Origin of the sequence: Sediminibacillus halophilus (assembly GCF_900103695.1) — a bacterium.
Classification (GTDB): Bacteria; Bacillota; Bacilli; order Bacillales; family Amphibacillaceae; genus Sediminibacillus; species Sediminibacillus halophilus.
This window is the reverse complement of sequence record NZ_FNHF01000003.1, coordinates 534,211-549,793: the sequence shown is the minus strand read 5'-3', so window position 1 is coordinate 549,793 and position 15,583 is coordinate 534,211. Positions and strand designations below refer to the sequence as shown.

The window sequence follows — 15,583 nt, the reverse complement described above, 5'->3', positions numbered from 1 at the left end:
CTAACTAATCTATACAGGAATGAAAAACAATAGAACTAGTTTTTCACCACTGGTGGTGAAACTGATAGATTGTCCTATTTCTATGGACGGAGACTGATTTAGAATTTTTGTCAAGATGTGGATAGAAGAAAACCTTGGCAGTCCTCACTGATTAACACAGGACAAGTACAAGTTTGCTTTCTCCCTCAATGAGGGCAATGTTATTACTTGAAGGATGAGAGGCTAAATTCCCCAGAACTGATTTGCGAGATACTCTCTCCTCTCCAACTTCCTTTATCGGAGTCATGGATTGCTTTTACACAACTCCAGCGCCTCTTTTTTAATTTCATCCGCCTAATGAAGGATCTTTCCTCCTTTCACGCGCCCCCTCTTTCATCTGTAAGATAGAAGTTTCCCCAGTCCAAAATCATCTGTCTTCTTTCGTGAAAAAACCCCGTCGCATCAGACGGGGTTTTGCCGGTTCTTATTGTAGCACCGTTTCTTTTATCGGTGTTTTGTCTTGGATTTCTTCGTTATATAAATGGCAAGCAACATAATGATTTTCTTCGATTTCCTGCCAAACAGGACTGACTTTGGCACATGCTTCCATAGCAAACGGGCAGCGCGTCCGGAATACACATCCGCTCGGCGGATTGATCGGACTTGGGAGTTCTCCTTCCAAAATCATTCGTTCACGCCCTTCTTCCACATCGGGATCAGGAATCGGGATTGCGGAAAGCAGCGCTTGCGTATAGGGGTGAAGCGGACGTTTATATAAGTCGCCTGCTTTAGTTAATTCGACCATGTTGCCTAAGTACATGACGCCGATCCGGTCAGAAATATGCTTGACCATCGACAGGTCGTGCGCGATAAATAAATACGTCAGTCCTTTTTCTTTTTGCAATTTACGGAGAAGGTTGACGACCTGAGCCTGTACAGAAACATCGAGAGCGGAAATCGGTTCATCGGCAATGATGAATTCCGGATCAAGGGCGAGGGCCCTGGCAATACCGATCCGCTGTCTCTGTCCGCCGCTGAACTCATGTGGGTATCGGTTGGCGTGATCACGGCTTAGTCCGACTTCCTCCAGAAGTTGATACACCCGGTCCAGCCGCTCTCTTTTGTCGGGATACAGTCCGTGGATTTCCATCGGCTCCGAAATGATTTCTTTTACGGTAGACCGAGGATTCAACGAAGCATATGGATCCTGGAAGATCATTTGCATGCTGCGGTGAAAGTTGAAGGTTTCCGTATCCTTCAGCTCATGAACGTTTTTTCCGTTGAAAACAACTTCCCCCTCCGTACGGTCATACAATCCCATGATGGTACGGCCGATGGTCGATTTACCACAGCCGGATTCGCCGACAAGGCCAAATGTTTCCCCTTCGTACACCTCAAAACTCACACCATCTACCGCCTTCAAGGTTTCATCCTTTCCGACTTGAAAATGCTTCTTCAGCTGGTTCACTTGTAGCTTTTGGGTTTGTTTCATTGCGCTCCCTCCGTCTCTTGCCAATACCGTCTAGCCCCACATAATTCTTTTTCATAGACGGTTCCGGCCAGTGTGGTGATTTCGATGGATTTTCCTGTTGTCGGGGAGTGGATCATCTTTCCGTCACCATAATACATGCCGACATGGTGCAGAGTGCCTTTGCCTTCTTCGTATGCGAAGAATAACAAATCTCCCGGCAACAATTGATCGAATGCGATTTCCTCTCCCCCAAGTGCAGCCTGGTCGGAAGCGTCTCTCGGTATTTGGTATCCGTTGGCCTTGTACATATTGTAGCTGAATCCGGAACAGTCATAGCCATAGGCACTCATTCCTCCCCATAAGTATTCCAAATCGAGAAATGCTTCGCCCGTCCTGACAATGTCCGTACCGTTTCCTTTTGCCACTACTTCCCCCGCCCGAACGATTTTCACATCCGACTTATTCAGATAGCCAGGGGTTGCATCCGGAAGTAAAACTTTTGCATGAGAATCTGTCGCCTCGAGGAGGGGCAGTTCCGTCAAGTAGCTCAGCTCCAATAAAAATGCTTGTTGCTCATCATATAAGGACGCCAGTTTTCTGGAAACAACCGCCTTCCCTTTCACCTGCTCAGCATTGGGTTTCAACTGTGCCTGACAAGCCGGGATCCAGCCGGGATAGCCGCGGGAATCTTTTTTGGATGGCTGGGTCGGCACAATCACCTGTAGCCAATCCTGCTTCTCCTCCAGCACGATTACTTCCTCTCCATATAGCAATTGGGATTGAACTAAATTTTTTTCACACAAGTCAAGCCGCGTCTGGTAGCTCAAACGGTTCAGCCAGACTGGCAAATCTACCGGGTTGGTTATTCCAGGCTGATCCACCTCACGTGGTGCTTCCGGATTGGTCCATAAAGTAGCTACCGGCACATTGATTATCCATCTATCTTGTTGCATGGTCATTGTACCTCCTCGCTCTCTGCTGTCATGTTTACCAGTTGAATGCCCAACCCTGTCTCCGCTGGGAATCGAATGATTTCCCCATCATAGTCGATTCCTCCCGTAATGGCATCCTGTGCCAGCATCAAAGGGGCATCAAAATCAAATCGGGTTATATTCGGCTGGCTTGCCGCCAGATGAGCCGCCGCCGTAATACCCAATTTTGTTTCAATCATACTGCCGATCATACATTCCATCCCAAAGGACGCTGCCAGCTTGGCAATTTTCAAACCGTTATGGATGCCGCCTGCCTTCATCAGTTTGATGTTAATCAGGTCGGCACTGCGTGTCTCCAGTACTTTCCTGGCATCTTCCGGGGAAAAAACACTTTCATCTGCCATAATGGGCGTTTCCACATGGTCGGTAACGAACTTCAATCCAGCCGTATCTCCTGCTTTCACTGGCTGTTCGACCAATTCAATATCAAGGCCGCCGTCTTCCATTTTCCGTATTGCTTTGACGGCTTCCTTTGCACCCCATCCCTGATTGGCATCGAGCCTGATGAGGATACGATCTCCGACATGACTGCGGATGGATTGGATTCGCCGAATGTCTGTTTCGATGTCATCCTTTCCGACTTTTACCTTCAGACAGCTGAAACCTTGCTCTACATACTGAACGGCGTCTTCTGCCATTTCTTCCGGTGTATTAACGCTGACCGTATAGTCCGTTTCCAATTGATTACGGTATCCGCCGAGCAATTGATAAAGCGGCAGACCGCAGTGTTGAGAAAAACAATCATAGACTGCCATATCGATGGCAGCTTTCGCACTCGTATTTCCTACCATACATTGATCAAGCGTTTGAAAAACATCTTCTATGGCCAACAGCGACTTGCCGATAAGTGCTGGTGCGATGACTTCTTCGACGGCATACTTGATGCCAGCCAGGCTATCTCCGGTAATCACATGGGTAGGCGGTGCTTCCCCCCACCCCGTCGTGCCGTCCGAACATATCACTTTGACATAGACAGATTCAGCCACTGTAACGGTTCTTAACGCTGTCTTAAACGGCTTCTTCAAGGGAACGGCAACGTTTGCCGTCTCGATCGATTGTATATTCATTTGGTTTTTCCCTCCATTCCCAAATTCAGCGCACTCCCGGCTCGATGACCAGCGTTTTTTTGCTGGCAGATAAATGTGCCTCGGCACCTAACGGGACTGCCACATGAGGCTGACAATGGCCAATTTTAAATCCTTTTACGACAGGTGCATCCAGATCAGCTAAATAGCCATTCAGTACTTGTTCAAGCGTTAAGGAGCTTTTCCGTTTCTTTGGTACAGCATTTTTGAAATCACCGACCACGATGCCGGCCGCCTGCTCCAATTTTCCAGCCATTCGCAACTGGTTGAGCATGCCGTCAATCCGGTATGGTTCCTCGTCGACATCCTCGATCAGCAGTAGCTTCCCTTCCGTATCGATTTCATAGGGGGTACCTAACGTACTGCAAAGCAGACTTAGATTGCCTCCTGTAAGCTCACCCTGGGCTTCTCCTTCTGCAATGGCTTCGAGCGGGGAGATTTTCTCTGAATACAAAATTTTTGTTGGTTCAAATAGCTGGTTGAACATTTTCCGGGAGAGGGAGGCAAAACCCGCTTCCCCGATGTCCGAGCTGACCATCGGTCCATGAAAGGTAACCAATCCGGACCTTTGCTGGAATGTTGTATGTAAAAAAGTAATATCGCTATAGCCCCAGAATACTTTGGGATTGGCGGCGATTAGCTGATAATCGATTTTGTCGGCGATTCTACCTGTGCCATAGCCTCCGCAAATGCAAATAATCCCGGCTATATGCGGGTCTCTGAACATCGCATGTAAGTCTGCCAGGCGATCCGCATCTGTCCCTGCAAGATAACCGTAAACATCGTTGCTGTGTTTTCCTGTTTTCACGTTCAACCCCAGTGATTCAATGAACGCGATACCTTTTTCAAGGTTGGCCGGATTAGGTGGACTGGCCGGAGCGATCAGGCCAACAGTATCTCCTGCCTTCAAACGATTCGGTAACTTCATGACTTCCCCCTCTTCCATTCGGCTGGCACCACAGCTGCCTTCCCCTGCAGCAGGACACCATATGGTTGTGGTCAACCATTCCTTACCTTATTGTAAGAAAAGGCTCATACCGCCCGCCTGGCGGATGGTGAATCCCTTTTTCCAGGCCGGGCAGTATAGAGCCAAATTTCCACTTGCTATAAGGTTATCCGTTTAGTTTTTGTCAGCCCACTTCAATTCCATATAACCTACAGGATGACGGACGATTCCGGATACATTATCTTTATGCAAGAACACTTGGTTGTAGAAATTGACCGGTACGATCGGCATTTCTTCAAACAATACTTTTTCCGCATTGTACATCAATTCCCAACGTTTTTCTTCGTCTGCTTCCTCTTTAGCCTGGGCAATCAAATCGTCATATTCTTGATTCGACCAACCGGTCCGGTTCATGGAAGAGTCTGTGACAAAGCTTTCCAGGAAGTTGATCGGGTCGCCATAGTCAGCCAGGAAGGAGCTGCGGGAAAGCTGGTGTTTCAGATCCTTCTGGTCCTGGAGGAATACGTTCCATTCAGCGTTTTCCAAAGTGATTTCAATTCCAAGGTCCTGCTGAAAACGCTGTTGGACCGTTTCTGCTATTTTCTTATTGTCATCGCTAGTGTTATAAGTAAGTGTAATCGGCGGCAATTCGTCATACCCTTCTTCTTCCATTCCTTCTTTCAACAGCTCTTTCGCTTGTTCCGGATCGTATTCCACCAAGTCACCGTTCGTTTCGCGGAAATCATTGCCGGAAGGATCTTCAAATCCGTAAGAGACAAAACCGCGAGCTGGTTTTTCCCCCTTTTTCGTTACATATTCAACGATCTCATCCTGATTGACCGCCATGGCCAGCGCTTTACGGATTTTCACATTTTGAAACGGCTCCTTGTTAACATTGAACCGATAGAATTGTGTGCCTGCCTGCGGGTCAATGACTACCTGGTCGCTGTCGAGTAAGTCTTCAGCTAAATCAGCCGGTATTTCCGAAGTATCCAAGTCGCCGCTTTGAAACATTTGGTATTCCGTGTTTACTTCATTTACCATCGCCCAATGGACTTCATCAAGTTTGACGGTATCTTTATCCCAATACTGGTCGTTCTTCACCATGGTAAAGTCGCTGTCATGGTTCCACTCACTCAACTTGAACGGCCCGTTAGCGACAAATGTGTCCGCTTCTGCATACCATTCCGGATTTTCTTCCGCTACCGCCTTATTGACCGGGAAAAATGCCGGGTTGGAAATTACATTAAGGAAAAAGCCTGTCGGTGCTTCCAGCGTCACCTTGAATGTCTTCTCGTCCACTGCTTCCAAACCTAGGTCATCAGCGCTGCCTTCCCCGCTGTTGAAAGCTTCCCCGCCTTTAATAAAGTAGCCGAGAAATGCGGACGAAAATCCTTCCTCCGGATCAAGCAGCCGTGTCCATGCATAAACAAAGTCGTCGGCGGTCACATCGTCGCCATTCGACCACTTGGCATTGTCCCGGATATGGAAGGTATATTCCAATCCATCATCCGAGATATCCCAAGATTCCGCTGTTGCCGCTTCAGGCTGGTGGTCCTGCCCCAATCGGGTGAGTCCTTCCATCAAATTGTTTAAAGACTGCCAGGAGGCTGCGTCGAACCCTTCCGGCGGATCGAAGGAGGTCGGCTCTACCCCATTGTTTAAACGAAGAACCTTGTTTCCGCCATTATCTGCTTCATCACTGGTTCCTTCGTCTGTCGCCTCTGTCTGATCTCCAGTATCCTGGTCTTCTTCACCGGCACTTTCGTTGGCAGTACATGCTGCCAAAACGAACACGGCCAGCAAAATAAATAAAAACGCCAAACCCTTCTTCATGTAAATCCCCCTTTTTGTTGGTTACTTTTTCGTCCCTGCCATAGGAGAGACAAGTTGTGCCCTGCGATCCTGCAGCCAGCAGTCCACTTCATGGGTGTTGCTGCATGATGCTGAATCGGGATACACTTTATCACACACCTCCATTGCAAACGGACACCTAGCTGTAAACGGGCATCCTTGTGGAGGTGAGAATAAATCAGGTGGTGTTCCGTCAATCGGAATGAGATCATCTTCTTCTATGTCCAATCGTGGAACAGAGTTTAGCAACCCTTTTGTATAAGGATGCTGCGATTCATAAAATATCTCCCGCTTGGTTCCGACTTCGATGATTTTGCCTGCGTACATGACAGCAATCCGGTCGGCGATTTTGGCAACGACCCCTAAGTCATGGGTGATCAAAATAATCGAAACACCTGTCCGTTCCTGAATTTTTCCGAACAACTCCAAAATTTGCGCCTGTATTGTAACATCAAGCGCGGTGGTCGGTTCATCTGCTATCAGTAAATCCGGATCGCAAATCAGCGCCATCGCAATCACTACCCGCTGACGCATGCCTCCGCTGAACTGGTGCGGATATTGTTTCAGACGCTCCTCTGGACTAGGGATGCCGACCAGGTCCATCATTTCCAGGGCTTTCTTTTTTGCTTCCCGTCCAGATATATCCTTATGCTGTTTCAATCCTTCGGTTAGCTGGTCGCCGATGGTTAAGGTGGGATTAAGCGCCGTCATGGGATCCTGAAAAATCATCGAAATATCGACTCCGCGTATTTTCCGCATCTCCTTTTCATTTACAGTTGTCAAATCGCGGCCCTTGTAGACAATCGAGCCATTCGCAATTCTTCCAGGAGGTGTAGGAATCAAGCGCATGATGCTATTGGATGTTACACTTTTTCCACAACCAGATTCGCCGACAATGGCCAAGGTCTCCCCTTTTTTCAGATCGAAATTGACACCCCGGACCGCCTGTACTTCCCCACCGTATGTTTTGAAGGTTACGTGCAAGTCTTTTACCTCTAGTATTTTTTCCATTGTTGTCACTCCCTGAGTTTCGGATCCAGGGCATCCTGAAGTCCGTCTCCTAACACATTAAAAGCAAACATCGTCAATGAGATAAATAATGCCGGAAAGAACAGGCGCCACCAGTCTCCTGACAGAATGGTGGACAGGGCATCATTCGCCATCACTCCCCAACTGGCATACGGCGCCTGAATTCCGAGTCCTAAAAAGCTTAAAAACGCTTCTGCAAATATGGCCGTCGGCACGGTCAACGTCATCTGGACAATGATCGGTCCCATTGTGTTAGGCAATAGGTTCTTGCGGATAATCCGCCATGATTTAGCTCCAAACGACTGGGAGGCGAGTACGAACTCGTGATTTTTCAGTTGCAGCACCTGCCCCCTGACGATCCGGGCCATTCCGACCCATCCAGTAACACTAAGTGCGACGATAATCGTAGCCAGACTCGGTCCCATAACAACAAGCAGCAAAATGACGACGAGCAGATATGGCAAACCGTAAAGAATTTCAATGATTCGCATCATGATGTTATCGGCCCGACCGCCTTTGTAGCCTGAGATACCGCCATAAACGACTCCAATGAAGAAATCGATCAATGCTGCCATCAGTCCGACAAACAAGGATATCCGTGCTCCATACCAGGTTCTCGTAAAGACATCGCGGCCTAACTCATCTGTACCGAACCAGTGCTCGGCGGATGGAGCCATATTCTGATTAGGAGGATTGATTTCCCTCACAGAATATGGGGAAAAAATTGGCCCGAAAATCGCCAGCAGCGCCAGAAGAATTAAAAAGATCAATCCTGCCATAGCAAGCTTGTTTTTAACGAGACGCTGCCAGGCATCACCCCAGTAGGACAGCGACGGCCGGGAGACCTTTTCTGCATCTTGCTCGCTTCTATCAAGCGGGCGGAACCATTCGTCCGGAATACCATTAGACTGGGGTTCCTTTTGTTTTTCCGCCAGACTCATGTCATTCCGCCTCCTTTTTATGCAATTTGATTCTTGGATCCAAAATACCGTAAGCAATATCCACGAGGAATAGCATGACGATCAGGAAGGCACTGTAAAATACGGTTGTCCCCATAATTACCGGGTAGTCCCGATTATTAATGCTTTCGACAAAATACTTGCCCATTCCGGGAATCGCGAAAATTTTCTCCAAGACAAAGGTTCCCGTTAAAATCCCCGCCAGCAAGGTACCCAATATCGTCACGACGGGCATTAAGGCATTTTTCAAGGCATGCTTAAAGACGATTTTATACGGTGACAACCCCTTCGCTCTGGCCATTTTGATATAATCCTGCGTGAGCACTTCGAGCATGCTCGACCTTGTCAACCGGGCGATGATGGCCATTGGTCCAGTTGCCAACGCGATTACCGGAAGAATCATGTGCTTCGGGCTGCTCCAGGTGGCCGCCGGGAGGATTTGCCACGTAACGGCAAACGATTGAATCAACTGAGTGGCCAAAATAAAATTGGGAATCGAGATTCCGAGCACGGCAATCGCCATGGCAGCGTAGTCGATGATCTTGTTATGACGGAGAGCTGCGATGATTCCGAGCAATATTCCCGAAATGATTGCCACGATCACGGATACCAACCCTAGTTCCAGGGAAATCGGGAATCCGCGTCCAAGCAAATCATTGACCGTTGAAGTCGGTTGTTTGATCGACGGCCCGAAATCAAACGTGACAATCGATTTTAAGTAGAGAAGATATTGGATATACATCGGTTCATCCAGATGGTAGTGCGCCTCCAGATTGGCCTGTACCGCTTCACTCGTCCCCCTCTCCTGGTTGAACGGTGATCCGGGAATCGCATGCATCAAAATAAACGTTAAGGTGACGATGATTAAAATAGTGACCAGCATGATCAAAAAACGTTTAGCTATGTATCGCAGCATGGCTTCCCTCCTAACTGAACGTCGTGCGCATAGCCAGTTCGGTCATGACCAGCATTGCCTGATACGCCTCAAGTATGTTTTTGGCAGGGAATCTGACGGTTGGACTCCCAGGTTCGATTTCTGTCCCGGGCATCAAATTGGCCCATTCCGCCTGACCATAATTGGTGAATTCAATCCGCAGCACCGGATTGTCCGGCGGGGTGAGCGGTTTGACATTTTGTCGGTTTTCCAGCGCAGCACTCGCCTGCCTTTGCAGAAGCTCTCCCGCCCTTTTCGGAGAAAGGGTTTTGACCGCAGACCGGGAAATAGTGGTTTTTACCGGAGCTGTGATAATGTTTGGAATAAGCTGCTCTGCTTCCTGACATGCGCAGTCATCGCCAGCTACCATTAACACTGGTACACCAAAGTATCCCGCTACATATGCATTGAAACCGAGTTCGCCGACAACCTGTTCGTTGATGAAAAAGTTGCGGACTCCAAATGTCATCGAATGAGACATCACGCCTCTTTGACCGGCACGGGCATGGTAGCCGAGAAACATTGCTCCTATGTAACTGTCATCTAAATTTTGCACCATAGAAAAGGGTTTTACATCGCCTGTGATGAGTGAAGCTTCTGGATGGATTGCGTCGATTAAGAGGTTGTTCATTTTGGAGTGGCTGTCATTGACTAGTATTTCGTCACAGCCAAATTCACTTGCAGCTTCGATTACATGGTTGGCTTCTTCTGTCATGATTTTTCGGGCACGTTCGTAATTGTGCTTGTCTGAGTCAACGAAGGTTTGATCCGGCAATCCGGTTATTCCTTCCATATCTACTGATAAGAAAAGTTTCATATACCCTGCTCCTTCTTTTGGTGTAAAAGCATAGAAATGGTTATCCTTTCATAGACATATTTTAACACAATTTTAAAAAAATTTAAACAACTCTTTCGTCTAGGCGGTTGCCATGTTTGTTTATCTTGCGAGAGGTACCAGAAGAAGGTTGAGATTAAAAGGAAATGGAGACTGCGGGATTAAAGAGAAATTATGTTTTTGCTATATGTTCTTGCAAAAGATTTATTTCCACGGTAATACCACCACGTTATCACTCCTCTATGTAAAATGTTCGTCCTTTCCGGACACAAAAAAAGAGCCATCCTGTCCGGACAGCCCGCTGGAATTTGTTCAGGGAACAACACAGCAGTTCCTTTTAGGATTGCTCTTTCATTCTATTACTTAGGATGATACAGAGGTTTGATGCTGTTGAGCGGCACTGACAATCACTTCGCCGTCGTCATTGACTCGTTCAATATCTGCTCCCAGAGAAGCAAATTTTTCAGCAAGATTAACATATCCTCGGTCGATATGCTTCAATTCTGTTACTCGTGTATAGCCTTCGGCAGTCAGACCGGCCAATATGAGTGCGGCACCTGCTCTTAAATCGGTGGCAGCTACTTCTGCTCCCTGCAAGTCTACAGGTCCTTCCACTATGACGCTTCTGCCTTCAATCTTCAATTTCGCGTTCATGCGGCGGAATTCTTCTACGTGCATGAACCGGTTCTCAAATACTGTTTCCGTGATTACGCTAGTACCTTCTGCTCTTAACATCAGAGCCATCATTTGCGATTGCATGTCTGTCGGAAAACCTGGATGCGGAAGTGTCTTAATGTCAGTGGCCTTCAGTTTTTCCGGGCCGATGACACGCAGACCGTCTTCTTCCTCTCTAATATATACACCCATTTCTTCCATTTTAGAAACCAATGAACGCAAATGGTCTGCTTCTGCACCTTTCACTAATACGTTACCACCGGTAATTGCTGCGCCAACCATAAACGTTCCTGCTTCTATACGATCAGGAATGATGGTATGCTCGACCCCATGCAAGGTGGAAACCCCTTCGATCCGGATGGTTTCCGTTCCGGCACCGATTACTTTGGCACCCATTTTATTAAGGAAATTAGCAAGATCGACAATTTCCGGCTCTTTGGCACAGTTTTCTAAGATGGTTTTTCCTTCCGCAAGTGCTGCAGCCATCATGATATTCTCTGTAGCTCCGACGCTTGGCACATCCAAATAAATTTTCGCACCTTGCAACCTGCCTTGTGAGCTGACTTCAACGAAGCCATTGCCTACATGGACATTTGCCCCCATTGCTTCAAAGCCTTTTAAATGCAAGTCAATCGGCCGGGAACCAATGGCACAGCCCCCTGGCATCGCTACTTTCGCATGGCCATACCTGGCCAAAAGCGGTCCTAATACAAGGACAGAGGCTCTCATTTTTCTGACAAATTCAAATGGAGCTTCCGTCTTAAGCGGTTTAGTTGCGTCTACTGATACGGTATTATTTGAAATGCTGATATCTGCATTCATATTGCTTAGTACTTCTTTTATCGTGTTAACATCTGCTAGTGCGGGTACTTCATGAATCGTGCTGGTTCCTTCGCTTGCAATTATACTTGCTGCGATGACAGGCAGTACGGCATTTTTGGCACCTTCAACTTTGACGGTACCATTAAGCTGCCTCCCACCACGGACGATGATTTTTTCCACTGCTCATTCTCCTCTGCGTCCAATTTCACTATATTAATATTCAGTAATTATGATAGGTGTTCCTATTGTCATGGTAGTATTGCCACTCGCATCTTCCCGAGCAGCCAGTTGGATATTCATTAGGCTGTCCTTGCCGGGGATAGTTTGTTCCCAGTAAGGAGTATACCCCGACAGAACGGTGAAATCTTTTTCCTGTATGCGATCTAGTGCTTGAACATTTAATTTTTCTACAAATTTTTCAAAAAAATAAACCTTATTCATTTTATCATTTGACGCTAGTGTCAGACAAGCAAATTTTTTTACATTTGTAGTAAATAATACTTTAGTCATACTCTTTGATCGAGAAAAGTAATAAGACCTTGTCTGTTCATTCCACCTTTCACCCATAAGTGAATAGCTTACTTGAATACTACCTTGTTCATTTTTAGGCACAATCATGATAAAAGTTTCGGTTGATTGCGTTTTTTTGTGGAGGTTGCTGGCAGTCCATTTTTCTGCCTGGCTCGTTTCCTCTCTATTAATATGGGACGCAGGGAAATAGCTTTCTAGTTTTCTAGCAATCTCTGACGCACGGTTCCTGTCCAGTTCATCTTTCATGACTACCTGCCATTTTTTCAGCGGGATTTGCTCTTGTTCCGCCGACTGGATTAATTGCTCAATTGGTTCTTTTTGTGTGGATGCATGAACGAATGATTGCAATGAAACGATAATTCCCAATGTTATTACGAGAAGGAACCGGATTTTCATTTATATTCTCTCCCTCAGCTTATGAATTAGTGCTTGGACTCTTTCACAAGTATTGACTGGAGAGCAAAAAAAATACGGTTCTTTTCTCGTCATGTTTTGACATTCATATTCACGTTTTCATAAGCTATCCATCAAAAAAGAAAAATTAGCTGCTGAGACCATTGCAAGAAGTCCAAAAAGAACCTGCTGACAGTCGTGCCAATTGCAATTGTAATAAAAATCAATAAAATATTCGCTTCCATTACGCGTCCTTTTTTAATAAGAGGTTCTAAATTAATGCCTTGTAGTATCCTCCACGTGATAATGATAAAAATCAAGTGAGAAATCATACTGATGAGCGCTTCTTGGCCAAGTGATTGCATCATTTGGATCACACCTTTTCTTTTTGTTCGCTTCGTTTGTTTACTAGTAAAACATTGCCACGGACAAAAAGAAATGTCAACGGGTGATTGTTTGTTTCTGGTAGTGTAATACCTTTATTTCAAATTACCTAAACGTAAAAATCGAACAAGTTGTGCAAATGGCGCCTTGTGGGTAGGAAGTAAGGATTGGCTTTGTCTGATTTCCACCAATGTTGCTGTTATTTCCCGGGGAATATCGACACTGACTTCTCCTTTTATGCAGAGAAACAGTAACATTTTATTTTTGTGACAATATACTGCCATTATTGTGTAATAATGGCGAAGAGTGAATAAGAGTCAACATTTGTCAGTTATTTGGTGAATTTTTCTGGTATCGGGGTATGCGATCAACATCATACCAGGAAATGCAATAGAGGCATGAGGACTGTAATAGGACAGAACACGCTGTGATTTAGTAGTTTTTTTGTGATTCTTTACAACAGCAAATACATGCCATTGGATTTGTAGATTAGAAGAATCTTACTACTAGGCTCCAGCAGAAGAACCGGAGAGATTCAAAGTCTTTGGGCAGGGAAATAGCAGTTCGAGATAACGGAGTACGCCTCTAGGCAAGATTCAGTCATTCTCAGAAAAGAGAATTGGTTGGAATACCACTAGAAGCAGGTATTACTTGCAATTCCCATCGTCAAAACATAAAAAAGACTTTAATGCTTTCACAGCAATTAAAGTCTTTTATCGTTCGTTTCTTATGTGTGCCTATCGATTTTCCACTACGTCCAGACGGTTAATTGCTCGTCTAAGCGCATTTTCAGCCCTTCTGAAGTCGATATCGTCTTGCTTAGTCTGCAAGCGTCTTTCGGCTCGTTCTTTTGCTTTACGGGCACGTTCCACATCGATTTCGTCCGGTTTTTCTGCCGACTGTGCCAAGATTGTAACCTTATCAGGGCGAACCTCGACAAATCCGCCATTCACCGCTAATCTTTTCGTATCGTCCTGTCCTTTCAAACGGATAGCACCGATCGATAACGGGGCAACCAATGGAATGTGTCCATGCAAAATACCGAGTTCACCGTTTTCCGCCTTTAAACTAACCATTTCGAAAGCATCTTCCATTACAGGGCCATCAGGAGTGACAACACTCACCATTAGTGTTTTCAATGAAACCCCTCCTCGGGCTGGAATATGGCTACATTCAACAGCCGTTTCTTTAAAAATGCCGGAAGGCCGGTAAAGCTGCTATTCGCTTTTCCCAGCCTTGAACGGCCTTATCCTTTATGCCATTTGTTGAGCTTTCTCGACTACTTCCTCGATCCGGCCAACCAAACGGAAGGCATCCTCTGGTATATCATCATATTTTCCGTCCAATATTTCCCGGAAGCCTTTTACGGTTTCCTGGACAGGTACATAGGAGCCTTTCTGACCAGTAAACTGTTCTGCAACGTGGAAGTTTTGGGACAGGAAGAACTGAATACGGCGGGCACGGGCAACTGTCAGCTTGTCCTCGTCCGTCAATTCATCCATACCAAGGATGGCGATGATATCCTGCAACTCTTTATAGCGCTGTAACGTACGTTGTACCTCACGTGCTACTTCATAATGCTCTTCCCCGACAACCTCTGGGTCCAGCGCACGGGAAGTGGACGCCAATGGGTCCACGGCAGGATAGATACCCTGTTCCGATAACTTACGATCCAGGTTAGTCGTTGCATCCAAGTGAGCAAACGTTGTTGCCGGAGCCGGGTCGGTATAGTCATCGGCAGGCACGTAAATTGCCTGGATGGATGTAACCGATCCTTTATCCGTCGATGTAATCCGCTCTTGCAACTGACCCATCTCTGTTGCCAGCGTTGGCTGATAACCAACGGCTGAAGGCATACGGCCAAGCAAAGCAGATACTTCCGAACCCGCTTGAGTGAATCGGAAAATATTGTCGATAAACAACAATACGTCCTGACCCTGCTCGTCACGGAAGTATTCCGCCATCGTCAAACCGGTAAGGGCAACACGCATACGCGCTCCCGGCGGCTCGTTCATCTGGCCGAAAACCATCGCTGTTTTACTGATAACGCCTGAGTCTTTCATTTCATAGTACAAGTCGTTTCCTTCACGGGTACGTTCCCCTACACCGGCGAATACGGAAATACCGCCGTGCTCCTGGGCGATGTTATTGATTAGTTCTTGAATCAGTACGGTTTTACCTACACCGGCACCACCGAACAAACCGATTTTACCACCTTTGATATATGGAGCAAGCAAATCAACGACCTTAATTCCTGTTTCCAGGATTTCAGTTTCCGTCGCAAGGTTTTCAAACTTAGGTGATTGGCGGTGAATCGGGTCGTGCCGTACACCTTCTGCCAATGGTTCATCCAAGTCGATGTTTCCACCCAGCACGTTGAAAACCCGGCCGAGAGTGACGTCGCCTACAGGCACCGAAATCGGTGCACCTGTATCTAGTACTTCTGTACCGCGCTGAACCCCCTCTGTCGATGACATGGCAATCGTACGAACACTGTCATCGCCCAAGTGAAGTGCGACTTCTAAAACGAGTTCGCTGCTGGATTCATTTTCATCTTGTGAGGCATATTGCACGCGTAATGCGTTATAAATTTCTGGAAGCTGACCGCTTTCGAATTTAACGTCCACGACAGGTCCCATGATTTGGGTAACGCGTCCTTTGCTCATCGATTTCCCTCCTAACTTACTATAATGG

General features: G+C 46.6%; 14 protein-coding genes. All 14 read right to left on the bottom strand.

All coding sequences use genetic code 11. The features are described 5' to 3' along the window. Positions 1–463: 463 nt before the first annotated feature. Complete coding sequence (locus BLR82_RS13105) at positions 464–1,471, bottom strand: ABC transporter ATP-binding protein (protein ID WP_074599907.1); 1,008 nt, start codon at positions 1,469–1,471, stop codon at positions 464–466. Continuing rightward, entirely contained in the window at positions 1,468–2,403 is a 936-nt protein-coding gene (locus BLR82_RS13100) for a C40 family peptidase (protein WP_342721591.1), read from the bottom strand. Before BLR82_RS13100 ends, BLR82_RS13105 begins: the two co-directional genes overlap by 4 nt. Before the next feature lie 2 nt (positions 2,404–2,405). Continuing rightward, the gene (locus BLR82_RS13095; protein ID WP_074599905.1) at positions 2,406–3,509 is read right to left on the bottom strand and encodes a mandelate racemase/muconate lactonizing enzyme family protein; all 1,104 of its coding nucleotides are present in this window, start codon (positions 3,507–3,509) and stop codon (positions 2,406–2,408) included. A 25-nt stretch (positions 3,510–3,534) separates the two neighbouring features. Next, a complete protein-coding gene (locus tag BLR82_RS13090; protein ID WP_074599904.1) occupies positions 3,535–4,455 on the bottom strand; it encodes a S66 peptidase family protein in 921 nt (306 codons plus the stop codon). A gap of 192 nt (positions 4,456–4,647) precedes the next feature. Next, complete coding sequence (locus BLR82_RS13085) at positions 4,648–6,309, bottom strand: peptide ABC transporter substrate-binding protein (RefSeq protein WP_074599903.1); 1,662 nt, start codon at positions 6,307–6,309, stop codon at positions 4,648–4,650. Positions 6,310–6,330: 21 nt separating this feature from the next. Continuing rightward, complete coding sequence (locus BLR82_RS13080; protein ID WP_074599902.1) at positions 6,331–7,338, bottom strand: ABC transporter ATP-binding protein; 1,008 nt, start codon at positions 7,336–7,338, stop codon at positions 6,331–6,333. Between the two features lie 5 nt (positions 7,339–7,343). Next, a complete protein-coding gene (locus tag BLR82_RS13075) occupies positions 7,344–8,297 on the bottom strand; it encodes an ABC transporter permease (protein WP_175486808.1) in 954 nt (317 codons plus the stop codon). A gap of 1 nt (position 8,298) precedes the next feature. Beyond that, positions 8,299–9,231: an ABC transporter permease gene (locus BLR82_RS13070; RefSeq protein WP_074599901.1), complete on the bottom strand. Its 933-nt coding sequence runs from the start codon at positions 9,229–9,231 to the stop codon at positions 8,299–8,301. 10 nt (positions 9,232–9,241) lie between these two features. Next, a complete protein-coding gene (locus BLR82_RS13065; protein ID WP_074599900.1) occupies positions 9,242–10,066 on the bottom strand; it encodes a M55 family metallopeptidase in 825 nt (274 codons plus the stop codon). Positions 10,067–10,447: 381 nt separating this feature from the next. After that, on the bottom strand, positions 10,448–11,761 hold the full coding sequence (gene murA, locus BLR82_RS13055) for a UDP-N-acetylglucosamine 1-carboxyvinyltransferase (protein WP_074599898.1): 1,314 nt from the start codon (positions 11,759–11,761) through the stop codon (positions 10,448–10,450). 33 nt (positions 11,762–11,794) lie between these two features. Continuing rightward, positions 11,795–12,508: a YwmB family TATA-box binding protein gene (locus BLR82_RS13050; protein ID WP_074599897.1), complete on the bottom strand. Its 714-nt coding sequence runs from the start codon at positions 12,506–12,508 to the stop codon at positions 11,795–11,797. Positions 12,509–12,639: 131 nt separating this feature from the next. Further along, positions 12,640–12,873 carry a DUF1146 family protein gene (locus tag BLR82_RS13045; protein WP_074599896.1) on the bottom strand — a complete coding sequence of 78 codons (234 nt, stop codon included), beginning with the start codon at positions 12,871–12,873 and terminating at the stop codon, positions 12,640–12,642. A 753-nt stretch (positions 12,874–13,626) separates the two neighbouring features. After that, positions 13,627–14,028: a F0F1 ATP synthase subunit epsilon gene (locus BLR82_RS13040; RefSeq protein ID WP_139186962.1), complete on the bottom strand. Its 402-nt coding sequence runs from the start codon at positions 14,026–14,028 to the stop codon at positions 13,627–13,629. 114 nt (positions 14,029–14,142) lie between these two features. Continuing rightward, positions 14,143–15,555 (bottom strand): F0F1 ATP synthase subunit beta, encoded by a 1,413-nt coding sequence (gene atpD, locus BLR82_RS13035; RefSeq protein ID WP_074599895.1) that lies wholly within the window; start codon positions 15,553–15,555, stop codon positions 14,143–14,145. Positions 15,556–15,583: the final 28 nt, after the last annotated feature.

Excerpts from the sequence above, each read along its gene's own strand:
- BLR82_RS13045 (WP_074599896.1), bottom strand. The coding sequence starts at position 12,873 with ATGATGCAATCACTTGGCCAAGAAGCGCTCATCAGTATGATTTCTCAC.
- BLR82_RS13070 (WP_074599901.1), bottom strand. The coding sequence starts at position 9,231 with ATGCTGCGATACATAGCTAAACGTTTTTTGATCATGCTGGTCACTATT.
- BLR82_RS13080 (WP_074599902.1), bottom strand. The coding sequence starts at position 7,338 with ATGGAAAAAATACTAGAGGTAAAAGACTTGCACGTAACCTTCAAAACA.
- atpD (WP_074599895.1), bottom strand. The coding sequence starts at position 15,555 with ATGAGCAAAGGACGCGTTACCCAAATCATGGGACCTGTCGTGGACGTT.
- BLR82_RS13100 (WP_342721591.1), bottom strand. The coding sequence starts at position 2,403 with ATGCAACAAGATAGATGGATAATCAATGTGCCGGTAGCTACTTTATGG.
- BLR82_RS13050 (WP_074599897.1), bottom strand. The coding sequence starts at position 12,508 with ATGAAAATCCGGTTCCTTCTCGTAATAACATTGGGAATTATCGTTTCA.
- BLR82_RS13075 (WP_175486808.1), bottom strand. The coding sequence starts at position 8,297 with ATGAGTCTGGCGGAAAAACAAAAGGAACCCCAGTCTAATGGTATTCCG.
- BLR82_RS13095 (WP_074599905.1), bottom strand. The coding sequence starts at position 3,509 with ATGAATATACAATCGATCGAGACGGCAAACGTTGCCGTTCCCTTGAAG.
- BLR82_RS13085 (WP_074599903.1), bottom strand. The coding sequence starts at position 6,309 with ATGAAGAAGGGTTTGGCGTTTTTATTTATTTTGCTGGCCGTGTTCGTT.
- BLR82_RS13065 (WP_074599900.1), bottom strand. The coding sequence starts at position 10,066 with ATGAAACTTTTCTTATCAGTAGATATGGAAGGAATAACCGGATTGCCG.
- BLR82_RS13105 (WP_074599907.1), bottom strand. The coding sequence starts at position 1,471 with ATGAAACAAACCCAAAAGCTACAAGTGAACCAGCTGAAGAAGCATTTT.
- BLR82_RS13090 (WP_074599904.1), bottom strand. The coding sequence starts at position 4,455 with ATGAAGTTACCGAATCGTTTGAAGGCAGGAGATACTGTTGGCCTGATC.